This window comes from Streptomyces sp. NPDC057963, assembly GCF_042887155.1.
In the GTDB taxonomy this organism is placed as follows: Bacteria; Actinomycetota; Actinomycetes; order Streptomycetales; family Streptomycetaceae; genus Streptomyces.
Map to the genome: position 1 here is coordinate 144,828 of NZ_JBHVPX010000012.1, position 23,862 is coordinate 168,689.

At 70.4% G+C, this 23,862-nt stretch carries 19 protein-coding genes; 8 read left to right on the forward strand and 11 right to left on the reverse strand.

The window, feature by feature from the left end; all coding sequences use genetic code 11:
* Positions 1–57 precede the first annotated feature (57 nt).
* On the reverse strand, positions 58–639 hold the full coding sequence (locus ACFVT1_RS26785) for a helix-turn-helix domain-containing protein (protein WP_389799940.1): 582 nt from the start codon (positions 637–639) through the stop codon (positions 58–60).
* A 156-nt stretch (positions 640–795) separates the two neighbouring features.
* Between ACFVT1_RS26785 and ACFVT1_RS26790 the strand changes: the two genes are divergently transcribed.
* The 3 genes from ACFVT1_RS26790 to ACFVT1_RS26800 all read left to right on the forward strand — a co-directional run bounded on the left by ACFVT1_RS26790 (position 796) and on the right by ACFVT1_RS26800 (position 2,301).
* Entirely contained in the window at positions 796–1,233 is a 438-nt protein-coding gene (locus ACFVT1_RS26790; RefSeq protein WP_389799942.1) for a hypothetical protein, read from the forward strand.
* Positions 1,234–1,457: 224 nt separating this feature from the next.
* Positions 1,458–1,904, forward strand: coding sequence for a DUF6325 family protein (locus ACFVT1_RS26795; protein ID WP_389799944.1), 447 nt, complete (start codon positions 1,458–1,460; stop codon positions 1,902–1,904).
* 109 nt (positions 1,905–2,013) lie between these two features.
* On the forward strand, positions 2,014–2,301 hold the full coding sequence (locus ACFVT1_RS26800; RefSeq protein ID WP_389799946.1) for an SHOCT domain-containing protein: 288 nt from the start codon (positions 2,014–2,016) through the stop codon (positions 2,299–2,301).
* A gap of 57 nt (positions 2,302–2,358) precedes the next feature.
* Here ACFVT1_RS26800 and ACFVT1_RS26805 read toward each other — a convergent pair whose 3' ends face one another.
* Positions 2,359–2,616 (reverse strand): hypothetical protein, encoded by a 258-nt coding sequence (locus ACFVT1_RS26805; RefSeq protein ID WP_389799948.1) that lies wholly within the window; start codon positions 2,614–2,616, stop codon positions 2,359–2,361.
* Between the two features lie 211 nt (positions 2,617–2,827).
* On the opposite strand from ACFVT1_RS26805, the gene ACFVT1_RS26810 reads away from it, so the two are divergent.
* Positions 2,828–3,091: a DUF6011 domain-containing protein gene (locus ACFVT1_RS26810; RefSeq protein ID WP_389799950.1), complete on the forward strand. Its 264-nt coding sequence runs from the start codon at positions 2,828–2,830 to the stop codon at positions 3,089–3,091.
* Between the two features lie 12 nt (positions 3,092–3,103).
* Here ACFVT1_RS26810 and ACFVT1_RS26815 read toward each other — a convergent pair whose 3' ends face one another.
* Together ACFVT1_RS26815 and ACFVT1_RS26820 are read right to left on the reverse strand one after the other, a co-directional pair.
* The gene (locus ACFVT1_RS26815) at positions 3,104–3,976 is read right to left on the reverse strand and encodes an acyl-CoA thioesterase (RefSeq protein WP_389799952.1); all 873 of its coding nucleotides are present in this window, start codon (positions 3,974–3,976) and stop codon (positions 3,104–3,106) included.
* 49 nt (positions 3,977–4,025) lie between these two features.
* Positions 4,026–6,539 (reverse strand): DEAD/DEAH box helicase, encoded by a 2,514-nt coding sequence (locus ACFVT1_RS26820; RefSeq protein ID WP_389799954.1) that lies wholly within the window; start codon positions 6,537–6,539, stop codon positions 4,026–4,028.
* Positions 6,540–6,677: 138 nt separating this feature from the next.
* Between ACFVT1_RS26820 and ACFVT1_RS26825 the strand changes: the two genes are divergently transcribed.
* Complete coding sequence (locus ACFVT1_RS26825; protein ID WP_389799956.1) at positions 6,678–7,469, forward strand: metal-dependent hydrolase; 792 nt, start codon at positions 6,678–6,680, stop codon at positions 7,467–7,469.
* Positions 7,470–7,494: 25 nt separating this feature from the next.
* Here ACFVT1_RS26825 and ACFVT1_RS26830 read toward each other — a convergent pair whose 3' ends face one another.
* Positions 7,495–8,505: a LacI family DNA-binding transcriptional regulator gene (locus ACFVT1_RS26830; protein ID WP_389799958.1), complete on the reverse strand. Its 1,011-nt coding sequence runs from the start codon at positions 8,503–8,505 to the stop codon at positions 7,495–7,497.
* 480 nt (positions 8,506–8,985) lie between these two features.
* Between ACFVT1_RS26830 and ACFVT1_RS26835 the strand changes: the two genes are divergently transcribed.
* Positions 8,986–9,870: a nucleoside hydrolase gene (locus ACFVT1_RS26835; RefSeq protein WP_389799960.1), complete on the forward strand. Its 885-nt coding sequence runs from the start codon at positions 8,986–8,988 to the stop codon at positions 9,868–9,870.
* Positions 9,871–10,027: 157 nt separating this feature from the next.
* Here ACFVT1_RS26835 and ACFVT1_RS26840 read toward each other — a convergent pair whose 3' ends face one another.
* From ACFVT1_RS26840 to ACFVT1_RS26860, 5 genes are all read right to left on the reverse strand, one after another.
* Positions 10,028–11,809, reverse strand: a complete 1,782-nt coding sequence (locus ACFVT1_RS26840; protein ID WP_389799961.1) for an ABC transporter ATP-binding protein — start codon at positions 11,807–11,809, stop codon at positions 10,028–10,030.
* Positions 11,806–13,710 carry an ABC transporter transmembrane domain-containing protein gene (locus tag ACFVT1_RS26845; RefSeq protein WP_389799963.1) on the reverse strand — a complete coding sequence of 635 codons (1,905 nt, stop codon included), beginning with the start codon at positions 13,708–13,710 and terminating at the stop codon, positions 11,806–11,808. The genes ACFVT1_RS26840 and ACFVT1_RS26845 overlap by 4 nt, the downstream gene beginning before the upstream one ends.
* A 239-nt stretch (positions 13,711–13,949) precedes the next feature.
* Positions 13,950–15,419, reverse strand: coding sequence for a Gfo/Idh/MocA family protein (locus ACFVT1_RS26850; RefSeq protein WP_389799965.1), 1,470 nt, complete (start codon positions 15,417–15,419; stop codon positions 13,950–13,952).
* Positions 15,420–15,681: 262 nt separating this feature from the next.
* Positions 15,682–18,633 carry an FAD-binding and (Fe-S)-binding domain-containing protein gene (locus tag ACFVT1_RS26855; protein WP_389799967.1) on the reverse strand — a complete coding sequence of 984 codons (2,952 nt, stop codon included), beginning with the start codon at positions 18,631–18,633 and terminating at the stop codon, positions 15,682–15,684.
* A 134-nt stretch (positions 18,634–18,767) separates the two neighbouring features.
* On the reverse strand, positions 18,768–19,211 hold the full coding sequence (locus tag ACFVT1_RS26860; RefSeq protein ID WP_362206163.1) for a MarR family transcriptional regulator: 444 nt from the start codon (positions 19,209–19,211) through the stop codon (positions 18,768–18,770).
* Positions 19,212–19,332: 121 nt separating this feature from the next.
* Here ACFVT1_RS26860 and ACFVT1_RS26865 point away from each other — a divergent pair, with 121 nt between their 5' ends.
* Together ACFVT1_RS26865 and mltG are read left to right on the forward strand one after the other, a co-directional pair.
* Positions 19,333–21,138: an ABC transporter ATP-binding protein gene (locus ACFVT1_RS26865; protein ID WP_362206162.1), complete on the forward strand. Its 1,806-nt coding sequence runs from the start codon at positions 19,333–19,335 to the stop codon at positions 21,136–21,138.
* Positions 21,139–21,519: 381 nt separating this feature from the next.
* A complete protein-coding gene (gene mltG, locus ACFVT1_RS26870; RefSeq protein ID WP_389799969.1) occupies positions 21,520–22,368 on the forward strand; it encodes an endolytic transglycosylase MltG in 849 nt (282 codons plus the stop codon).
* A gap of 12 nt (positions 22,369–22,380) precedes the next feature.
* On the opposite strand, the gene ACFVT1_RS26875 is transcribed toward mltG, so the two are convergent.
* Positions 22,381–23,649, reverse strand: a complete 1,269-nt coding sequence (locus ACFVT1_RS26875; RefSeq protein ID WP_389799971.1) for an NAD(P)-binding domain-containing protein — start codon at positions 23,647–23,649, stop codon at positions 22,381–22,383.
* Positions 23,650–23,862: the final 213 nt, after the last annotated feature.

A 23,862-nucleotide genomic window follows, 5' to 3' on the forward strand; every position in this document is an offset into this window, starting at 1 on the left:
AGGCAGGTCCTCTCAGGGATCTCGCGGCTTTCGCGGCCTTCAGGAATGGCACGGATGTCACGGCAGGACGATCATCAGCGCGTAGCGGACCCGATCCGGCCCGGGGCAGTGGAAACGCGAGGGGCCGCGCAGCAGGAAGCGCAGGCAGTCGCCGCTGCGCACGGTGTGCACGGTGTCGTCGACGGTGATCTCGACCGTCCCCTCCAGCACCCAGACATGCTGCTCCACGCCGGACACGGGTGCGCTCTCGTACGCGACGGCGGCTCCCGCGTCGAGGGTGCCCTCGACGACCTCCGCGCGCAGGCCGGTGTGGGGCGGCGAGACCGAGCGGCGTACGAAGCCCGACGCCTCGTCCCGCCACACCGGCTGCCGCGCGGCGGGGACCAGTTGCGGTGGCTCCGCCTCGACCTCCATCAGCAGCCGGGACATCGTCCGGCCGTAGACCGTGCACAACGTGCCGAGCAGGGCGGCGGTCGGGCTCAGCTCGCCCCGCTCCAGTCGGGACAGCGTGGAGCGGCTCACCCCGCTGCGCCGGGACAGTTCGTCCAGCGACCAGCCGCGTCCGGTCCGCAGTTCGCCCAGCCGCACGGCGAGCCGGGCGTCGACGGAGCCGGGCTCCGCCTCTTCGATGTCTCTCACAACAGGGATGATATCTCTGATCAGAGAAATTGCCTGGAGTGACGGCCGGGACACGGTTGCTGTGCTGACAGGACGTGCTCGTGCCACGCTGGTTCGGGAGGCCCGGCGGGCCCACTCGGGTCCACCGGGGTTGCTCTGCTACCCGAGGAGGCCGACATGGCCAGTGCCACCAGCGGGCCGAGTGCGGCGCCCGGCGCCGGCCCGCGTTCGCATCATCCCTTCCGGTACGGCTGGACCGTCTTCGCCGCGTTTCTGATGATCTTCGGCGGGGCGATGGCGATCTTCGAAGGGATCGCGGCCATCGCCAGGAGCAACATCTTCGTCGCCACGCACAACTACGTGTTCCGGTTCAGCCTCACGGGCTGGGGCTGGATCCATCTCGCCCTGGGCATCGTCATCGTCCTCGCCGGCTGTGCGCTGCTCACCGGCGCGACCTGGGCGCGTGTCGTCGGCATCGTCCTGGCGGGCCTGGGCGCACTCGCCAACTTCCTGTGGCTGCCCTTCTACCCACTCTGGTCCCTCGTGCTCATCGCCATCAACGTCTTCATCCTCTGGGCGCTGTGCGCGGCGCCGCAGCAGGAGGAAGGTGCCTGATGAACGGCAGCGAACGGCGGCGGGCAGCGGGAGGGGTCCCTGCGGGCAGTCGGGCCGGCAGCCGCTCGGCCGGGGCAGTGACCCGCCCTCAGTCCAACGGCGCAACGGGGGCAGCGTCCCCCCGGGGCCGCCGCCGAGATGCGTTCCGCTCCACCCGCTGCTGCAATGGCGGAGGCCGTGGCCTCCGGCGGAACCGGGGCAGTCGAGATGTCTGAGGAGCTGACGTGAGCGGCGAGAGCGACGAGACGGGACCGATCGACTACCTGGTGGTCGAATTCCCGGCGGGGAGCCGGGTGACGGGTGAAGGAATGCCCCTGCTGGTCGGCCTGGTCGACCGGGGCATCATCCGGATCCTGGATCTGACGTTCGTCAGGAAGAACCGGGACGGTTCGGTCGAGGGCGTGGAACTCTCCGAGCTGACCGGCGACGGCGGTGGTGAACTCACCGTGTTCGAAGGGGTGTCCTCGGGCCTGATCGGCCGTGACGACATCGACGAGGCGAGCGCGGTCCTCGAACCCGGCAGCGCTGCCGCAATCCTCATCTACGAGAACGTGTGGGCGGCACCGTTCGCGGCCGCCCTGCGCCGTTCCGGCGGACGCCTCGTCGCCAACGGGCGGATCCCGGTCCAGGAGGTCCTGGCCTCGCTCGACGCGGCCGAGTCCAGGGTCTGAACCGTTCGGGTCCGAACCGGGCACGGAACCGCCGGGCCGGGCGTCCCGGAGGAGTTCCGCCGGGCCTGCCGGCCCCCGGCCCCGCAGAGCCAGTCAAAGGAGATGCACCATGCCAGGCCTTCTTCGCGGCGTCGCCCGTACAGCGGTGATCGCCGGAACCGCCACCTCGGTCTCCAACCGGGTCTCCCGGCGGCAGGCGGGCCGCTGGGCCCGGCAGGACGCAGCGCAGGCCCAGGACCGGTCCACCCCGCCACCTCCCGCTCCCACCTCCCTCGCGCCGGAGGAAGAGATGAGCAACAAGATCGCTCAGCTCAAGGAGCTCGGTGACCTCAAGGCCCGAGGAGCGCTGAGCGACAGCGAATTCGAGGCGCAGAAGGCCAGAATCCTCGCCTCCTGAGCGGTCGAAAGGCGCGCTCGGGGCCCCGCCCGGGGCCATGTGCCGGCCGCGCCCGGTTCACCGGCGCTTGTCGTCCCAGGGAGTGCCCATCCAACTGTCGGAGGTGCGGATCAGCGCCGACAGCGCGGCAGCGAGCCGCCAGTCGGCCCACGCGGCGTGGACATGGATCTCGTCGTCGTCCGACCGGAACTCCAGCGGGACCTCCTGGCCGGCCCGCCAGACGATGCGCCGGGGCCCGCGCGCCGCGTCGCCCCCGCCACTCAGGAGGCTGCCGACGCCGATGGCCACCTGGACGGGCAGCAGCAGCCACCACACGTACCACGGGAATCGCCGCCGGGTCCGTCGGCGAACTCGACGACATGGCCGACGGGCGCGACCGCTCCCGGGGCGGTGTCCGGTTCAGCCTTTTTGCCCCTCGCCGGCCGGGGGACCGGCTTCAATGCCGGCACGCTGCTCACCGCGAACTCCTCCGTCGTGCGCCACTCGGAGGTCGCAGAGCAGACGGGCGCCCTGAGAAGATCGGTTCGTGGACTCCGCCGAACCCCTCCCCGAGCCCCGGCCCGGACCCTTCCCCGGGGCCGGCGCCGAGCCCCTCCCCGAGGACGGTCCGGCCGACCCGTCCGCCCGCCGGCCGGTGGTGCGCTGCCGCATGTGCGGTCGCCCGCTCACTGGTACGGAGTCACGCCGTACCGGCCTCGGACCCGCCTGCGACGCCAAACTGCACCCCGCACCCCCGGAGATCCGCACCCGCCGTCACGAGGTCGAACAGGACCCGCTCCCCGGCATTTGAGCCGGCACCCGGCTACGCGCCCAGGCTGCGGAACAGCCCCTCCTGCACCACGGACACCAGCAGATTGCCCCCGCGGTCGTAGATCCGGCCGCGCGCCAGCCCCCGTCCGCCGGTGGCGATCGGCGACTCCTGGTCGTAGAGGAACCACTCGTCCGCCCGGAAGGGACGGTGAAACCACATCGCGTGATCCAGCGACGCCATGTCGAATCCACGCGGCCCCCACAGCGGCTCCACCGGAATGCGGACCGCGTCGAGCAGCGTCATGTCGCTGGCGTACGTCAGCGCGCAGGTGTGCACCAGCGGGTCGTCGCCCAGCGGGCCGACCGCGCGCATCCAGACCGCGCTGCGCGGGTCCGCGCCCTTGACCTCCTCCCGCGTCCAGCGCAGCCGGTCCACGTACCGGATGTCGAACGGCTGCCGGCGCGCCATCCGCTCCAACGCCTCCGGAAGAGCCCCGAGGTGCTCACGCACCTCCTCGGCGACGGTGGGCAGCTCCTCGGGGTCGGGGACCTCGCGGGCCGGCGGCAACTGGTGCTCGAACCCCGACTCCTCCGGCCGGTGGAACGACGCCGTCAGATTGAAGATCGTCCGGCCCTGCTGGACCGCCGTGACCCGGCGGGTGGTGAACGACCGGCCGTCCCGGACGCGCTCCACCTCGTAGACGATCGGCACCCCCGGACGCCCCGGACGCAGGAAGTAGGCGTGCAGCGAATGGACCGGCCGGTCCCCGTCGGTGGTACGGCCGGCCGCGACCAGCGCCTGCCCGGCCACCTGCCCGCCGAAGACCCGCTGGAGGGACTCCTGGGGGCTGCGCCCACGGAAGATGTTGACCTCGATCCGCTCCAGATCGAGCAGATCGACCAGGCGCTCGGCGGGGTTCGTCATGCCGTTCGCCTCCACTCTCGCAGCGACGCCGTCCCCACGGCGTACGCCCTCACAGCTGCCCCACCGAGGTGACCCGGACGACGGCCTTGCCCTCCTCGTCGGAGGCGGCCAGGTCGATCTCCGCGCTGACGCCCCAGTCGTGGTCGCCGTTCGGGTCGGCGAAGGTCTGCCGCACCCGCCACAGACCGTGCGCGGCGTCCTCGTCGATCTTCAGCAGCTTCGGCCCGCGGGCGTCCGGACCGGTGCCCAGGTCGTCGTACTCGTCCCAGTAGGCGTCCATCGCCTCGCCCCACGCGTCCTCGTCCCAGCCCGCGTCGCCGTCCAGCCCGCCGAGCTCGCCCACCTTGTCCAGCGCGGCCAGCTCCACCCGGCGGAACATCGCGTTGCGCACCAGCACCCGGAAGGCGCGGGCGTTGGCCGTGACCGGCTTGACCTCGTCGGCCCGCTCCTGCGCCTCCTCGGCGGTCTCCACCTCCGGGTTGGCCAGCTGCTCCCACTCGTCCAGGAGGCTGGAGTCGACCTGGCGGACCATCTCGCCGAGCCAGGCGATCAGGTCCTCCAGGTCGTCGGACTTGATGTCGTCCGGGATGGTGTGCTCAAGCGCCTTGTACGCGCTCGCCAGATACCGCAGCACGATGCCCTCGGTACGGGCCAGTTCGTAGTGGGAGGTGAACTCCGTGAACGTCATGGCGCGTTCGTACATGTCACGGATCACCGACTTCGGCGAGACCGGATGGTCGCCGACCCACGGGTGGCTCCTGCGGTACACGTCGTACGCGTGCCACAGCAGCTCGCTCAGCGGCTTCGGGTACGTGACGTCCTGGAGCAGCTCCATCCGCTCCTCGTACTCGACACCGTCCGCCTTCATCTGCCCGACCGCTTCGCCGCGCGCCTTGTTCTGCTGGGCGGCGAGGATCTGCCGGGGGTCGTCGAGCGTCGACTCGACGACGGAGACCATGTCCAGCGCGTACGACGGGGAGTCGGGGTCCAGCAGGTCGAACGCGGCCAACGCGAAGGTGGACAGCGGCTGGTTGAGCGCGAAGTCCTGCTGGAGATCGACGGTGAGCCGGACGATACGGCCCTCCGCGTCCGGCTGGTCGAGGCGCTCCACGACGCCGCCGTCCAGCAGCGAGCGGTAGATCGCGACGGCCCGGCGGATGTGACGCAGCTGCGCCCTGCGCGGCTCGTGGTTGTCCTCCAGCAGCCGCCGCATCGCCTCGAAGGCGTTGCCGGGACGCGCGATCACGGACAGCAGCATCGTGTGCGTGACCCGGAAGCGGGAGGTCAGCGGCTCCGGATCGGACTGGATCAGCTTGTCGAAGGTTGTCTCCGACCAGGCGACGAAGCCCTCGGGGGCCTTCTTGCGGACCACCTTGCGCTTCTTCTTCGGGTCGTCGCCCGCCTTCTTGACGGCCTTCTCGTTCTCGATGACGTGCTCGGGCGCCTGCGCCACGACGAAGCCCGCCGTGTCGAACCCGGCCCGGCCCGCGCGGCCCGCGATCTGATGGAACTCACGGGCGCGCAGCGTACGCACGCGCGTGCCGTCGTACTTGGTGAGCGCCGTGAACAGCACGGTGCGGATGGGTACGTTGACGCCGACGCCGAGAGTGTCCGTACCGCAGATGACCTTCAGCAGACCGGCCTGGGCGAGCTTCTCCACCAGGCGCCGGTACTTCGGCAGCATGCCCGCGTGGTGCACCCCGATGCCGTGCCGCACGTAGCGGGAGAGGTTCTGGCCGAACTTGGTGGTGAAGCGGAAGTTGCCGATCAGATCGGCGATCTTCTCCTTCTCCTCCTTGGTGCACATGTTGATGCTCATCAGCGACTGCGCCCGCTCGACGGCCGCGGCCTGGGTGAAGTGCACGATGTACACCGGCGACTGCCTGGTCTCCAGGAGCTCGGTGAGGGTCTCGGTGATCGGGGTCAGCCGGTACTCGTAGCTGAGCGGCACCGGCCGGGTCGCGGAGCGCACCACGGAAGTGGGGCGGCCGGTGCGGCGGGTCAGGTCCTCCTCGAACATCCTGACGTCGCCGAGTGTGGCCGACATCAGGACGAACTGGGCCTGCGGCAGTTCCAGGAGCGGGATCTGCCAGGCCCAGCCGCGGTCCGGCTCGGCGTAGAAATGGAACTCGTCCATCACGACCTGGCCGATGTCGGCGTACTTCCCGTCGCGCAGCGCGATCGAGGCCAGCACCTCGGCCGTGCAGCAGATCACCGGGGCGTCGGCGTTGACGGAGGCATCGCCGGTGAGCATGCCGACGTTCTCCGTACCGAACAGCTTGCACAGGTCGAAGAACTTCTCCGAGACCAGTGCCTTGATCGGCGCGGTGTAGAAGGTGACCTTGTCCTGGGCCAGCGCGGTGAAGTGCGCAGCCGCCGCGACCAGGCTCTTCCCGGAGCCGGTCGGGGTGGAGAGGATCACATTCGCGCCGGAGACCACCTCGATCAGCGCCTCTTCCTGAGCGGGGTAGAGGGTGATGCCCTGCGTCTCGGTCCATGACGAGAAAGCCTCGAAGAGGGCGTCGGGGTCGTCGGTCGGGGGCAGCTGATCGATAAGGGTCACGCCCCCATCTTGCCTGCCTTCCGCCCGGATGAGGGAACCGGACGACCGTATGAAGATCACGGACGATACGCTTCCCACTCAACTCGGCCGTGCCTGGGCGGCAATGGCAGCAGGACGATTTTGGGGGCGGGAAGAATCATGATGGGACCGGCACACTCTCTGTCAGGGGCAGCGGCCTGGCTGGGGGTGGGCGCGGCGGCGGCCGCCGCCGGCCACGCGATGCCGTGGCCCGTCCTGGTCGTCGGCGCCCTGATCACCGCCGGAGCCGCGCTCGCCCCGGACCTCGACCACAAGTCCGCGACCATCTCGCGCGCCTTCGGGCCGGTCTCCCGGGGGCTCTGCGAGATCGTCGACAAGCTCTCGCACGCCGTCTACAAGGCGACCAGGATGCGCGGCGACTCGCACCGCAACGGCGGCCACCGGACCCTGACGCACACCTGGCTCTGGGCGGTCCTGATCGGCGGCGGGGCCTCCGCCGCGGCGATCACCGGCGGCCGGTGGGCGGTCCTGGCGATCCTCTTCGTCCACCTGGTGCTCGCCGTCGAAGGACTGCTGTGGCGGGCCGCACGGATGTCCAGCGACGTCCTGGTGTGGCTGCTCGGCGCGACCAGCGCCTGGATACTGGCCGACGTCCTGGACAAGCCGGGGAACGGCTCGGACTGGCTGTTCAGCGCCCCCGGCCAGGAGTACCTGTGGCTCGGCCTGCCGATCGTGCTCGGCGCCCTCGTGCACGACATCGGTGACGCGCTGACCGTCTCCGGCTGCCCGATCCTGTGGCCCATCCCGCTGGGCCGCAAGCGCTGGTATCCGATAGGGCCGCCGAAGGGCATGCGGTTCCGGGCCGGCAGCTGGGTGGAGCTGAAGGTGCTGATGCCGGTCTTCATGGTGCTCGGGGGACTGGGCGGGGCGGCGGCGCTGAACTTCATCTGACCGCCGCATCCGGCGGCCGGTGCGCTCAGGCGGACTCGCGCGGTACCAGGCGGTGGGCCAGGACGATCTCCCTGGCCGCCCCCGATCCGTCCCCGTCGAGCCGGCCGACCAGCAACTGTGCGGCCGAACGCCCGATCTCCCGGGCCGGGTTGAGCACGGTGGTGAGCGCGGGGGAGACCAGTGAGGCGGCCTCGATGTCGTCGTACCCGGTGATCGCCACGTCGTGCGGCACCCGCAGTCCGGCGGCCCGTGCCGTGTCCAGTGCGCCGATCGCGATCAGGTCGTTGGCGCACACCACGGCGTCCGGGCGCTCCGCCGCGCCCAGCACGGCCGCGGCCCCGGCCCGCCCGCCCTCGCGGGTGAAGCCGGTCCAGACGACCAGCTCGTCCGGGACCGGCAGCCCCGCCGACTCCAGGGCCTTGCGGTAGCCCGCGAACCGCTCCTCGCCCGGCTCCACCCCCGGTGTACCGCCGATGAACGCGATCCGCCGGTAGCCGCGGCCCACCAGATGGCTGACCAGGTCGTGCATTCCCTCGGTCTCGGCGGCCCTGACCACATCGCCGAGCGCCGGCTCCAGCCGCCCGCCGAGCCGCACCAGCTTCGATCCGGACGCCACGACGCGCTCCAGATCGAGCCGGGTGACGCCGTACCGGCCGATCACGATGCCGTCGATGTGGCGCGCCACCAGCTGCCGGATCACCGAGGGCAGGTGCGGGCCGTCCATGGGGGCCTCGCAGACCACCGTCAGGTACTCATGGGCCAGGGCGACCTCCTGCATGCCCGCGGCGATCGAGGTGTTGAACGGGTTGGTGATGTCCGGGACGACCAGGCCCAGGGTGCGGGTGCGCTGGGTGCGCAGGCCGCGCGCCGACGGGTCGGCCTGGTAGCCGAGGCGCTGTATGACGTCCTCGACCCGGGCGCGGGTGGCGGCCGAGACGGGCCGGCGACCGCTCAGGACATGGGAGACCGTGGTGACGCTGACGCCCGCCTCGGACGCGACATCCGTGATCTTGACCCGGCTCCCGCCCTGCACCATCGGCCTCCCGTTGCCGTCCAGGAAGTTGTCCTGGTGTTCGAGGTCACTCTATCCAATGTGCAAAACGTTTTGTATGGTGCTTGCGATCGCGCCGCACCTGGGCCGAACCGGTGGTGCAAAACGATTTGGAGACTTTGATGTCCATCGCAGACAGGAGAGCCGTATGAGGAGCTCTCGAAGCCGCAGAACCGTGCTCGGTGCCGCGCTGTTCTGCCGTCCGGTTCCTCGGCCCGGAGACTCCCGGGACGTTCCGGGCGGTCGTCCGCGGCTTCGGGCGGGCCGATCCCGGCCTGCGGACCGCCTCCACCCCCGTCCCGCCGGACCGGCTCGGAGACGTCCTCCGGCTGCGGCTCTCCGCGAAGGACGACGCGATCGACGTGTACGCCGTCGACCAGCCCCGGGTGCCGGCGCTCACCGCGCGCGGCATCCTCACCGACCTCACCGACCGACGAAGCCCCTCCCAACGACCCGAGGAACACCGTGACTCACCCCCTCGCCGACATCCTCCTGGACACCGACATCGGCAGCGACGTCGACGACGCGCTCGCCCTCGGCGTGCTGCTCGGCTCGCCCGAGGCCCGGATCACCGGCATCACCACCGTCTACGGCGACACCCTGCTCCGGGCCCGGCTCGCGCACCGGCTCGGCGCCCTCGCCGGACACGACCTCACCGTCGTCCCCGGAGCCACCGACACCCTCTCCGGCAAGGAGGTCTGGTGGGCCGGGCACGAGGGCAAGGCCTTCACCGACCTGGCGACCGAGCCGGTGCACGACACCGTCGCAGCCGACCGCTTCCTCGTCGACTCCGTCCTTGCCCGGCCCGGCGCGACCGATGTCATCGCGATCGCCCCGCTCGCCAACATCGCCCGCGCGATCCGCCTCGACGACCGTTTCGCCGCGGGCATACGCACCCTGTACATGATGGGCGGCAGCTTCGGGCCCGGGGCCACGGCCGAGCACAACATCGTCAGCGACATCACGGCCGCCCGTGCCGTCTTCGGCGCCGGCATCCGCACCGTCGTCACCGGCCTGGACATCACCACGCGACTGCGGATCGAACAGCCCGGCATCGAAGCGATCCGCGAAGCCGGTGAGTACGGTGCCGCGCTCGCCCGCGAGATCGACGCCTGGACCGGCTTCACCGGCGAACCGTGGAGCGTCCCGCACGACCCGATCACCGCGCTCTCCCTGCTGCGCCCGGACCTCTACACCACCGAACGCGGCACGGTCGAGGTCACCGACGAAGGGCTGACCGTCTTCACGGCCGACCCGGACGGCCATGTGGACCTCGTCGTGGACGCGGACATGGAAGCCGTCGCGGAGGAGATCGTCGCGCGGATCGTCCGGGCCTCGCGCCACGGCTGAGGAGCCGCCGGGCGCGGCGGAACCGGCACCGGCGCGGTCATGGCCGGTCGACGGTGCGCCGGCCGGCAGGCCCGGTCGGCGCACCGGGGACGGTGCGGTGCGCCGGTGCCGGTTCGGCCGGTGGGGCGCCGTACGGCACAGCGGACATGACCGCTTCTCAGCCGTGCCAGGACCGCCACAGCGCCGCATAGGCGCCGCCGGCCGCCACCAGCTCGTCATGGCTGCCCAGCTCACTGATCCGGCCGTTCTCGACGACCGCGATCACATCCGCGTCGTGGGCGGTGTGCAGCCGGTGGGCGATCGCCACGACCGTACGGCCGTCCAGCACCCTGGCCAGCGACCGCTCCAGGTGCCGGGCGGCCCGCGGATCCAGCAGCGACGTCGCCTCGTCCAGCACCAACGTGTGCGGATCGGCCAGGACCAGCCGGGCCAGTGCGATCTGCTGGGCCTGCGCCGGTGTCAGCGCCAGACCGCCGGAGCCGACCTCGGAGTCCAGCCCCTCCTCCAGCGCCCTCGCCCAGCCGTCCGCGTCGACCGCCGCGAGCGACGCCCACAGCTCCACGTCCTCGGCACCGGACCGGGCCAGCAGGAGGTTGTCCCGCAGCGACCCCACGAACACATGGTGCTCCTGGTTGACCAGCGCCACATGCATACGTACGTGCTCCGCCTTCATCTGCGACAACTCCGCACCACCGAGCGTCACTTCACCCGTGCGCGGCGCGTAGATCCCGGCCAGCAGCCGGCCCAGCGTGGACTTGCCGGCCCCGGACGGGCCGACCAGCGCCAGGCGCGTACCCGGTGCCACGTCCAACGACACCCGGTGCAGAACGTCCACTCCGGCGCGGTAGCCGAAGCGCACCTCGTCGGCCCGTACGTCCCGGCCGTCCGGCACCACCTCCGCGTCGCCCGCGTCCGGTTCGATGTCCCGTACGCCGACCAGCCGGGCCAGCGACACCTGAGCGACCTGCAACTCGTCGTACCAGCGCAGGATCAGGTTGATCGGATCGACCATCATCTGCGACAGCAGCGCCCCCGTCGTCAACTGCCCCACGGTCAGCCAGCCCTCGATGACGAACCAGCCGCCGAGCATCAGCACCGCACCGAGAATCGTCACGTAGGTGGTGTTGATGACGGGGAAGAGCACGGAGCGGAGGAAGAGTGTGTACCGTTCCCACGCGGTCCATTGCCGGATGCGCGTGTCCGACAACGCCACCCGGCGCGCACCCAGTCGATGCGCCTCCACGGTCCGCCCGGCGTCCACGGTCTCCGCGAGCATCGCCGCGACCGCGGCGTATCCGGCGGCCTCCGAACGGTACGCGGACGGAGCCCGTTTGAAGTACCAGCGGCAGCCGATGATCAGGATGGGCAGGGCGATCAGCACCGAGAGCGCCAGCGGCGGGGCCGTCGCGGTGAGAGCGGCCAGCAACAGCACCGCCCACACCACGCCGATCGCCAGTTGCGGCACGGCCTCGCGCATCGCGTTGGCCAGCCGGTCGACGTCCGTGGTGATCCTGGAGAGCAGATCACCCGTCCCGGCCCGCTCCAGCACGCCCGGCGGCAGCCCCACCGACCGTACGAGGAAGTCCTCGCGCAGATCGGCCAGCATCTCCTCGCCGAGCATCGCGCTGCGCAGACGCATCATCCGGGTGAACACGGTCTGCACGATCAGAGCGAGCGCGAACACCCCGGCGGTGCGCTCCAGATGGAGGTCGGAGACGCCGTCGGAGAGGTCCTCGACCAGCCCGCCCAGCAGATACGGGCCGACGATCGAGGCGATCACCGCGACGGCGTTGAACGAGACCAGCACGGCGAACGGCCTGCGGTGGCGCCCCAGCAGCTCCCGCACATAGCTGCGTACGGTGGTGGGGGTGCCGACCGGCAGGGTGGTCGCCGACTCCGGTGCGGCCGGGTCGTAGGCCGGTTCTGCGACGCCGATCATGCCCGTTCCTCGATTTCCTCGATCGTCCTGACGGCGCCCTGAGCGGCCGGGACAGTGATCTCGTCGTCCGTCTCGCGCGTCACGACCGCCCGGTAGCGGGGGTCCGATTGCAGCAGTTCACGGTGTGCGCCGACGGCGACGACCGTGCCCCGGTGCACCAGCACCACCCGGTCGGCCAGGTCGAGCAGCAGCGGCGACGAAGCGAACGCCACGGTGGTGCGGCCCTGGCGCAGCGCCTTGACTCCGGCGGCGACCCGGGCCTCCGTGTGCGAGTCGACGGCGGAGGTCGGTTCGTCGAGAATCAGCGCCTCCGGGTCGGTCACCAGGGAGCGGGCCAGGGCGAGCCGCTGGCGCTGGCCACCCGAGAGCGAACGCCCGCGTTCGGTGATGCGTGTCGTCATCGGGTCGCCGTCCGTGGCGACGGACGCCTGCGCCAGCGAGTCCAGCACATCGCCGCACTGAGCGGCGGACAGCGCGTCCTCGGCGGACACCCGTCCCGACGACGGAACGTCGAGCAGTTCCCGCAGCGTGCCGGAGAGCAGGACCGGGTCCTTGTCCTGGACCAGCACCGCCGTCCGGGCGGAGTCCAGCGGGAGTTCGTCCAGCGGTACGCCACCGAGCAGGACGGACGGGAGCTCCGGTTCCGCGTCGACGGCGCCCGTGGAGTCGCGCCCGTTGTTCTCCGCCCCGCCCGTCGAGTCCTTCGACGCGTTCTCGTCCGTACCCGCGTTCGCGTTCGCGTCCGCTTCCTCGTGGGCGTGTCCGCCCAGCCGTTCGGCCAGCCGTCCCGCCTCGTCCGGATCGCCGCAGACCACCGCGGTGAACAGGCCCGCCGGGGCCAGCAGCCCGGTGACCGGGTCGTACAGATCGCCGGTCGGTGTGGCGTCGACGGTCGAGGGCTGGGCCGTGCGGTGCAGTGAGAGCACCCGGACCGCGCGCTTGGCGGAGGGCCGGGAGAAGGAGTACGCCATGGCGATCTCTTCGAAGTGGCGCAGCGGGAACAGCAGCAGCGTCGCCGCGCTGTACACCGTGACCAGCTGACCGACCCCGATCCGGCCGTCCCGTGCCAGCGTCGCCCCGTACACGACCAGTGAGATGAGCAGCACGCCCGGCAGGAGCACCTGGATCGCCGAGATCAGCGACCACATCCGCGCACTGTGCACCGCGGCCTTGCGGACCTCCTGGGAGGCGCGCCGGTAGCGGTCGAGGAACAGTTCCTCGCCGCCGATCCCGCGCAGTACCCGCAGCCCGGCCACGGTGTCCGAAGCCAGCTCGGTGGCCTTGCCCGCCTTCTCGCGCTGGAGGTCGGCCCGCCGGGTGGCCCGGGGGAGCAGTGGCAGCACCGCCAGGGCCAGCAACGGCATGGCGAGTGTCACCAGGATGCCGAGCGACGGCAGATAGAGGATGAGCCCCACGCAGATCAGCACCAGGGCGGCAGCGGCCGCGGCGAAGCGGGAGAGTGCCTCGACGAACCAGCCGATCTTCTCGACGTCGCCGGTGGAGACCGCGACGACCTCACCCGCGGCGACCCGGCGGGTCAGCGCCGAGCCGAGCTCCGCGGTCTTGCGGGCCAGCAGCTGCTGAACGCGCGCGGCGGCGGTGATCCAGTTGGTGACGGCGGTCCGGTGCAGCATGGTGTCGCCCAGCGCGATCAGCACACCCAGGACCGCGATCAGCCCGCCCGACCAGGCGAGCCGGCTGCCGGAACGGTCGACGACGGCCTGCACGGCGAGGCCGACGGTGGGTGGCAGCCCGGCCAGGGAGCACTGGTGCAACAGGCCCCAGGACATGGACTTGAGCTGGCCGCGGAGTTGATTGCGGCCGAGCCAGATCAGGAAGCGTGGGCCCGACCGGACATCGGGATCGCCAGGATCCGGGTACGGAAGATCGCGAATCTGCATGACGTCCCATGGTTCGGTGTGCCGGTTTGTTCGGTGAATGCCTCAAACCGTGCAAGGTTCACCCCGGAAGGCCCGCCGGAGCAATCGATTTTCTCCTCGAACGATTTCTCCTCGAACGGCCCGCATCGCGCCAAGGGCGCGATGCGGGCGGGAGGGGGAAGCGCTGCGGGGCCCGGCCCCGGCCCGGCTCGACCGAGCCTGTCCGGGGCCGGGCCCAGGGCTCCGCAGCGTCGGCCGGGTCAGGCCTTCCCCGGCCCCTCCGGATCCTCTGAGTCCATGCCGGAGCGGGCCTTCTTCCACTCGCCGCGCGTGAAGTCCGGGATCTGCTGCGGCGCGCCCTTCGCCTTGATGGACAGATGGCTGAGCGGCACGGGCGACGTCCAGGTCGCCGCGTCGTACACGTCGAAGTCGGGGACGAGGCCGAGCCGCATGCACTGCATCAGCCGGAACACCAGCATGTAGTCCATGCCGCCGTGACCGCCGGGCGGGTTGGCATGTTCCTTCCACAACCAGTGGTCCCACTGCGTGTACTTCGAGAAATCACCCCAGTTGTCGTCGGTGTGATCGGGCTCGATGTAGATGCGGGCCGGATAGTCCTCGAAGACCCCCTTCGTACCGCCGAGGCTGTTGACGCGCGAGTACGGATGCGGCGTAGACACATCGTGCTCCAGCCGGATCACCCGTCCCTTGGCGGTCTGGACGAGACTGATCGTCCGATCGCTCTCGACGTAGGTTTCCTTCCAGCTCGGATCACCGGCCGGCCTGTGCTTCTCGCGGTATTCGGCGAGCCCGAGCGACGGGGAACCCACACTGGTGATGCTCACCGCACGGTCGCCGCGGTTGATGTCCATGTAGTTGGCGACCGGGCCGAAGCCGTGGTTGGGGTAGAGATCGCCACGCAGCCTGGTGTGCCACAGCCTGCGCCAAGGCCCTTCGTAGTACCCCGGATCGAACATCAGGCCACGCAGATCGTGGTTGTACGCGCCCGCGCCGTGCAGGAGATCACCGAACAGCCCGGCATGCGCCATGCGCAGCACCCGCAACTCGTTCTGTCCGTAGCAGCAGTTCTCCAGCTGCATGCAGTGGCGTCTGGTGCGCTCGGAGAGATCGACCAACTCCCAGAGCTGGTCGAGCCGGAGCGCGAGGGGACACTCCACGCCGACGTGCTTGCCGTTCAGCAGGGCGGTCTTCGCCATCTCGAAGTGGAAGTCCCAGGGCGTTGCCACATAGACGAAGTCGATGTCCCCGCGCTTGCAGAGATTCTCGTAGTCGTCCTCGCCGTTGGTGTAGACGGCGGGCGACGGTTGGCCCGCGGCGGTCACCTTCGCGGCTGCCTGCTCCGCCTTGGTCCTGACCGGGTCGCAGACGGCGACGACCTGTACGCCGCTGACGGCGAGGAAGAGATCGATCATGCTGCCACCGCGGTTGCCGAGGCCGACCATGCCGACCCGCACGGTGGAACGCCGGTCGAACGGCACCCCCACCATGGTGCGTCCCTGACGCTTCGGGGCGGCCGCCTGATCCATCTGTTCCGTGGCGGTGGCCTGCGGATCCGGGGCGGGGGCGGCGGCCGCGGTGCCGCTGCCGAGCCCGCCGAGCGCGAGTCCGGCACCGGCTACCGAGGCGGTCGTCCACAGGACCGAGCGGCGGCTCACCGATCCTTCGTCGCCGTCCCGCGTACCGTCGTTCTGCTGTGCTGCGTCGTTCATCGATCCTCCAGAAGGGGGGTCTGACGTGCGCGGCTGGTGAATGAAGCTCGTCAAGGACCTTGGTAGCCGGTGCTGTTGTTGCGCAAGGGGAGTGATTGGACTCCTGCTTCGAAACCATGGACTTTTGTGGCCACGCAAAAGCCGGGCGGGCTCGGATTCCGAGCCCGCCCGGCGGTCGAGTGCAGCGGCCGACGGTCCGGGGCAGGACGATCGGCGCCGTCGGGCGGCCGAGGACGGACCAGCCCCCTGACGGCCCCGGAGATCAGCGCACGACGGCCCCCGGCCGCGTCGCCCGCTCCAGCTCCATCAGCACCGAGTAGTACGAGCGCCCCGTGGCCCGGTCCATTCCGATCTCGCACATCCGGTTGGCCGAGAGATGTGCGTCGTACTCCCGCGCGTTCACCTCGGCGGCCTCCTTCGCCGTCGCGGAGGCCGTCAGCTCCTTGTGCAGCATGCCGCGGTCACCCGCGAAGGCGCAGCACCCGGCGTCGTCGGGGATCACGACCTCGTCCGCGCAGGCCTCCGCGACCGCGCGCAGCTGCTCCACATCGTCCAGATGCTGCATGGAGCACGTCGGATGCAGGACCGCCGAACCGATCTTCCGGAGGACCGTCAGCTCGGGCAGCAGTTCGTCGGCCGCCCAGACCAGGGAGTCGACAACGGTCAGCTCCCGGTGCAACTCCCGGTTTTCGTCGGTGAGATACGGCACCACCTCATGGGCGATGCCCAGGGTGCACGACGAGGCGTCGACGACCAGCGGCAGCTTTCCGCCCGCCGTCCAGCCCCAGGCCGCCTCCACGATGCGGTTGGCCATCACGGTATTGCCCGCGTCGTAACCCTTGGAGTGCCAGATCGTCGCGCAGCAGGTGCCCGCGACGTCGTCCGGGATCCATACCGGCTTTCCGGCGCGGGCGGAGACGGCGACGACCGCCTGTGGCAGCGACGGGCCGCGGTGGCCCTCGGGCCCGCCGAAGATGCGGTTCACACACGCCGGGTAGTAGACGGCGCTCGCCCCGGCACGCGAGGTGCGAGGCAGCTTGCGGGCGGCGGCGCCGGGGATCTCGGGGAGCCATTCGGGCACCAGATCGGGGCGTATGGCCTTGCGGGCGAGCCCGGTGATGGTCTCCAGCGGCCCGTCGCCGATCCGGTCGCCGATCCGGTCGGCCGCGGCGACCGCGAGCCGGGCCGCCGCCTCCACTGCTTTGAAGTTCTTCGCGGTGAGCGCTGCGATCCGTTCCTCGCGGGGCGAGTGCCGCTGGTGGCGGAAGTCCTTCATCATGGCGCCGGTGTCGATCCCGACCGGGCAGGCGAGCTTGCAGGTCGAGTCGCCCGCGCAGGTGTCGACGGCGTCGTAGCCGTAGGCGTCGAGCAACCGCGCCTCCACCGGGGAGCCGCCGGCCTGCCGCATCATCTCCCGGCGGAGCACGATCCGTTGGCGCGGCGAGGTGGTCAGGTCATGGCTGGGGCAGGTGGGTTCGCAGAAACCGCACTCGATGCAGGGGTCGGCGACGAGCTCGACCTTGGGAATGGTCTTCAGCCCGCGCAGATGGGCCTTCGGGTCGCGGTCGAGGACGACGCGGGGCGCCAGGACCCCGTCGGGATCGATGGTCTGCTTCGTGCGCCACATCAGCTCGGTCGCCTTCGGACCCCACTCCAGCTCCAGGAAGGGGGCGATATTGCGGCCGGTGGCGTGCTCCGCCTTCAAGGAGCCGTCGAAGCGGTCCACCGTCAGCCGGCAGAAGTCGTCCATGAAAGCGGCGTACCGGTCGACGTCGGACGGCTTCGCCGAGTCGAAGGCGAGCAGGAAGTGCAGATTGCCGTGCGCCGCGTGACCGGCGACGGCGGCGTCGAAGCCGTGCTCCGCCTGGAGCCCGAGCAGGGCCTCGCAGGCGTCGGCCAGTCGGGAGGGCGGCACCGCGAAGTCCTCGGTGATCAGCGTCGTGCCCGAGGGCCGGGAGCCGCCGACCGCGGTGACGAACGCCTTGCGCGCCTTCCAGTAGCCGGAGATGACCTTGGCGTCGCGGGTGAACTCATTGGTCACCGACGCCACGGGGGCGACAAGGCCGAGCCCCTCGACGACGGACGCCGCCACCCGCTCGTACGCCTCCTGGCCGGCCTCGTCCGGAGCCCGGAACTCCACCAGCAGCGCCGCGGTCTCCTTGGGCAGCTCGGCCCAGTCCGCGGGCACGCCCTGGACGCTCACCGACGCGCGCAGCGTATTGCCGTCCATCAATTCGACGGCGATCGCCCCCGCATCGTTGAAGCGGGGCACGGCGGCCGCCGCCGCGGTCAGGGAGGGGAAGAACAGCAGGGCGGTGGTGATGTGCCGGTCCAGCGGCAGGGTGTCGAAGACGACCTCGGAGATGAAGCCGAAGGTGCCCTCGGAGCCGACCATCAGGCCGCGCAGGATCTGCACGGGCGTCGAGCCGTCCAGGAAGGCGTCGAGCCGGTAGCCGTTGGTGTTCTTGATCTCGTACTTGGCGCGGATCCGGGCGGTGAGCCCGGCATCCGCCTCGATCTCCGCCTTCAGCGCCAGCAGCCCCTCGCACAGCCGCGGCTCGGCACGGGCCAGGTCCTCGTCCGCCGTGGGGGCACCGGTGTCGACGACCGTGCCGCTCGGCAGCACGAAGGTGAGGGAGGAGACGGTGCGGTAGGAATTGCGGGTCGTCCCCGCGGTCATTCCGGAGGCGTTGTTGGCGACGACTCCGCCGATGGTGCACGCGATGGCGCTGGCCGGGTCGGGCCCCAGCAGCCGGCCGTGCCGGGCGAGGGCGGCGTTGGCCCGCAGGACCGTCGTCCCCGGCCGGATGCGGGCCCGCGCGCCCCCGTCCAGGACCTCGATGCCCGCCCAGTGGTGGCGTACGTCGACGAGGATGTCCTCGCCCTGCGCCTGGCCGTTCAGGCTGGTGCCGGCCGCCCGGAAGACGACCTCGCGGCCTTTGTCGTGCGCGTACGAGAGGATCGCCGAGATGTCGGCGATGTCCTCCGGGACCACGACGACCTGGGGGACGAACCGGTAAGGACTGGCGTCGGAGGCGTACTTCACGAGGTCGGAGACTTTCCACAGCACCTTCTCCCGGCCCAGCAGGTCGATCAGCTCGCGGCGCAGCGGTTCGGGCGTCCCCGGAGCCTGCCGGTCGGGGACCCGGTCCAGGGACGGGGTGCGCACCGCACCAGGGCGGAGTGCTTCCGGCTTCGGCTCCAGCAGTGGCATGTCGAGCTCTCCTCGGCGGTTCTGTACTTGTCTGCGCTTGGTGCTAGGTGCTTGGTGCTTGGTGCTTGGTTCTTGTTCGGTACGGAGACGGCGCGCACGCGGCACCCACCGGGTGAACGTGTGTGCCTACAGGTTTAGCAGTGACGCTCGGGCATTCCATTGACCAGGGCGGACAACAGTCCGCCGAGCACCTCGCGCTGATCGGCGGTCAACGGAGCCAGGATCTCCTCTGCGGCGGCCCGGCGCGCGTCGCGCAGCGAGCGGAGGGTGGCGAGACCCTCCTCGGTGATCTCGATGCGGACCACCCGGCGGCTGTCCGGATCGGGCGCGCGGCGCACCCGGCCGCTCGCCTCCAGACCGTCGACCAGGCTGGTCACGGCGCGCGGGACGACGTCCAGCCGCTGAGCGAGGTCGGCCATCCGGGGCGGTCCGTCGTAATGCGCGACGGTGCGGAGCAGCCGGAACTGCGCGGGGGTGATACCGATCGGTTCCAGCTGGCGGCTCTGAATCCGCTGGAGCCTGCGGGTCACCCGCAGCAACTGCTCGGCGAGCACGCCGTCGGCGTCGGAGGAGTCCATGGCGGAACAATATCAGGACCTTGTGCATTGTGAGTATAGGTAACAATGAGCTATGCTCTCAAAATTCGAGTCCCCGGACCGGATTCGAGACCGAGTCGCCGCACGCCCGACGAAGGAGCCCATGAAACCCGACGAAATCACCTGGACACCCCCGCCCCGGGACGGGAGCAGCCCGCCCGCCGAGCTGCGCCGCGTCCTGCGCCTCTTCCATCCCTACCGAGGCCGGCTCGCCCTGGTCGGACTGCTGGTCGGCGCCTCGTCGCTGGTGTCGGTCGCCTCCCCGTTCCTGCTGCGCGAAATCCTGGACACGGCCATCCCGCAGGGGCGTACGGGGCTGCTCTCGCTGCTCGCCCTCGGCATGATCCTCACCGCCGTGATGAACAGCGTCTTCGGCGTCCTGCAGACCCTCATCTCCACCACGGTCGGCCAGCGCGTCATGCACGATCTGCGCACCGCCGTCTACGCCCAGTTGCAGCGGATGCCGCTCGCGTTCTTCACCAGGACCCGCACCGGCGAGGTGCAGTCCCGCATCGCCAACGACATCGGCGGCATGCAGGCGACCGTCACCTCCACCGCGACGTCGCTGGTCTCCAATCTCACCGCCGTCATCGCCACGGTCGTCGCCATGCTGGCGCTCGACTGGAGGCTCACCCTCGTCTCGCTCCTCCTGCTGCCGGTCTTCGTCTGGATCAGCCGCCGGGTCGGCCGTGAGCGGAAGAAGATCACCACCCGGCGCCAGAAGCAGATGGCGGCCATGGCGGCCACGGTCACCGAGTCGCTCTCCGTCAGCGGCATCCTGCTCGGCCGGACGATGGGCCGGGCGGACTCCCTCACCAAGGGCTTCGCGGAGGAGTCCGAGAGACTGGTCGACCTCGAAGTGCGCTCCAGCATGGCCGGGCGGTGGCGGATGTCGACGATCGGCATCGTCATGGCCGCCATGCCCGCCGTCATCTACTGGGCGGCGGGCCTCGCCCTGCAGTCCGGCGGCCCCGCCGTCTCCATCGGCACGCTCGTCGCCTTCGTCTCCCTCCAGCAGGGCCTCTTCCGGCCCGCCGTGAGCCTGCTCTCCACCGGCGTGCAGATGCAGACGTCCCTCGCACTCTTCCAGCGGATCTTCGAGTATCTCGACCTCGAAGTGGACATCACCGAGCCCGAGAATCCCGTCCGGCTGGAGAAGATCCGCGGTGAGATCCGCTTCGAGGGCGTCGACTTCAGCTACGACGAGAAGAGCGGCCCGACCCTCAGCGGCATCGATGTGACCGTGCCGGCCGGCGGCAGCCTGGCGGTCGTCGGCCCCACCGGGTCCGGCAAGTCCACACTCAGCTATCTGGTGCCCAGGCTCTACGACGTCACCGGCGGCCGGGTCACGCTCGACGGTGTCGACGTACGCGATCTGGACTTCGACACCCTGGCGCGGGCCGTGGGCGTGGTCTCCCAGGAGACCTACCTCTTCCACGCCTCGGTCGCCGACAACCTGCGCTTCGCCAAGCCGGACGCGACCGACGCCGAAATCGAGGCGGCTTCCCGTGCGGCGCAGATCCACGATCACATCGCCTCACTCCCCGACGGGTACGACACCATGGTCGGCGAGCGCGGCTACCGCTTCTCGGGAGGCGAGAAACAGCGCCTCGCCATCGCGCGTACGATCCTGCGCGATCCGCCCGTCCTGGTGCTCGACGAGGCGACGAGTGCCCTCGACACCCGTACGGAATTCGCCGTCCAGGAAGCGATCGACGCGCTCTCCGCGGGGCGCACCACGATCACCATCGCGCACCGGCTCTCCACCGTCCGCGACGCCGACCAGATCGTCGTTCTGGACGGTGGCCGAACCGCAGAGCGCGGCAGCCACGACGAACTCCTCCGACAGGACGGCCGCTACGCCGCCCTGGTCCGGCGCGACACCCAACTCGCGCCGGTGACAGGCTGATCGGCGGGGCCGGGTGTTGTCCGCCGAGGTTCCACAGACGACGACGCCGCCGCTCCCGTGGGACGGGGAGCGACGGCGCCGGGGGAAGCAAGGGTCAGATGAGCCAACCCACGAAGTGGACGATGCCGGCGAGCAGGTTGGTGATGAGGTTCATCCGGTGTTTCTCCTTGTACATGGTGCATCTTCGGGACAGCGCAGTCGCGGTCTGCAGCCCGTCGCTTGCGCCCTGTAATCATCATCTGTCGCGGGGGAGCTGAGCAACGAATAGCGCAACGATCACGCGTTCTAGCGAACATCCGATCCCTTGTTCGTGTGTTCTGTCCGTGAGGCGTGGGCCTGTCGTCCAGGTGGGGGTTCCGGACGGCGGGATAGCGTGCGCGCATGGTGAACCAGCCTCCGGACACCCCGCCCCGCCCCACTCTCCGCCCGCCCCGGCGCGGCCGTCTGGTGCTGGTCATCGGCATCGTTTTCGTTCTCGCCGTCGCAGCCGCCGTCCTCGTACCACTGCTGATGCGGGGGCCCGAGGTCGAACGGGTCCGCCCGCTCGTGATCCCCGAGGGCCGGCGGGCCTCCCAGGTGTACGCCGCAGTCGACAAGAGCCTGGCCGTCGCATCCGGCACCACCGAGAAGGCAGTCGGCACGGCGGAGCTGCCGCTCCCGGCCGAGGCGAAGGGCAATCCCGAGGGCTACCTCTTCCCGGCGACGTACCCCATCACCTCCGACACCACCCCGCAGAGCCTGCTCAGGTACATGGTCGACACGGCGGTCGAGCGATTCGGGGCGGACCACATCACCGCGGGTGCACGGCGCAATGGCGTCTCGGTGTATCAGACGGTGACGATCGCGAGCATCGTGCAGGCCGAGGCGGACACCGAGCGCGACATGGGCAGAGTCGCCAGAGTCATCTACAACCGGCTCGACCGGGGCATGCCGCTCCAGATGGACTCCACGCTCAACTACGCCCTGAACCGCAGCACCCTGCACACCACCACCGGCGACACGAAGATCGACAGTCCCTACAACAGCTACGAACGCAAGGGTCTGCCACCCACCCCCATCGGGAACCCGGGGGAGCAGGCGATGGTGGCGGCAATCACCCCCACGCCCGGATCGTGGCTCTACTTCGTCACGGTGGCGCCGGGAGACACCCGCTTCACCAGTAGCTATACGGAACAGCAGAGAAACGTGGAGGAGTTCAACCGCAACCGTCGCAGCGCGTCGGGCGGCTGAGCGCCCGCACCGTCACACCGCGGCGGACACGAGATCCCCGTCCGTCGCCGTCCGTGTACCCGTACCCATACCCGTACGTCTACGTGCACCTGTACCCGTATCAGTAACCGTCTCGGTCGCTGTCTCCGTTCTCGCCTCTGCCTCTGCCTCAGCCTCCGCCCCCGCCGCCGCCTCCGCTTCGGATTCGGCCTCCGCTTCGGAACCGGTCTCGTGCAGCAGATGGGTGATCGCGCGCACCGCGGCCCGCCCGGCCCGGTTGGCGCCGATCGTGCTGGCGGACGGCCCGTACCCGACGAGATGGATGCGCGCGTCCCGCACCGCCTGAGTGCCCTCGACCCGGATGCCACCGCCCGGCTCGCGGAGTTTCAGTGGCGAGAGGTGATCGATGGCCGCCCGGAACCCGGTCGCCCAGAGGATGACGTCCGCCTCGACGGTACGGCCGTCGCCCCAGGCGACTCCGACCGGCGTGATCCGGTCGAACATCGGCAGCCGGTCGAGCACCCCCTCCGCGCGGGCACGCCGGACCGCGTCGGTGAGCGGAAGCCCGGTCACGCTCACGACGCTCTGCGGCGGCAGTCCATGCCGTACTCGTTCCTCCACCCTCGCCACGGCTGCCCGCCCCTGGTCCGCGTCGAACGGCCCCTCCCGGAAGACCGGCGGCCGACGCGTCACCCAGTACGTCTCGGCCGCCACCTCGGCGATCTCCATCAGATGCTGCGTGCCGGAGGCGCCGCCGCCGACCACCACCACGCGCTTCCCGGTGAACTCCGCAGGCCCCGGGTAGTCCGCGGTGTGCAACTGCCGCCCGCGGAAGCTCTCCTGGCCCGGGTAGCGCGGCCAGAACGGCTTGTCCCACGTACCGGTCGCGTTGATCAGGGCACGGGTGGCATACGTGCCCTCGGACGTTTCGACGAGCAGCCGTCCGCCATCGCCCTCACGCACGGCCTTCACGTCGACCGGCCGGTGAACCCGCAGGTCGAAGGTGCGCTCGTACGTGTCGAAGTACGTACCGATCACCTCGGAGGAGGGGCGGTTGTCGTCGGCTCCGGCGAGTTCCATGCCCGGCAGCGCGTGCATGCCGTGCACCTTGCCGTACGTCAGCGAGGGCCATCGGAACTGCCAGGCGCCGCCAGGGTGCGGAGCATGGTCGAGCACGACGAAGTCGCGGTCCGGCTCCAGACCGGCGCGTCGCAGGTGGTAGGCGCCGGACAGCCCTGCCTGTCCGGCGCCTACCACGACGACATCGACTGTGCCCGTAGCGACCGCCCCGAAGTTGTTCACGCTTCTACTAACTTCTCCGAGGGTGAGGATCTTCCCGCGATCCGCTGCGATCAGCCGCGATGCTGGCGTACAGACGTACAGACGTACAGACGTACAGACGTACAGGCGTACAGGCGTACGGACCCGCGGGGCTCGGCGTGTGCGCGCAGGTCCACGGGCTTTGCGGATCAGCGCGCCGGCGCGCCGGTCCACTGTCCCGCTTGCCGCCCTGTC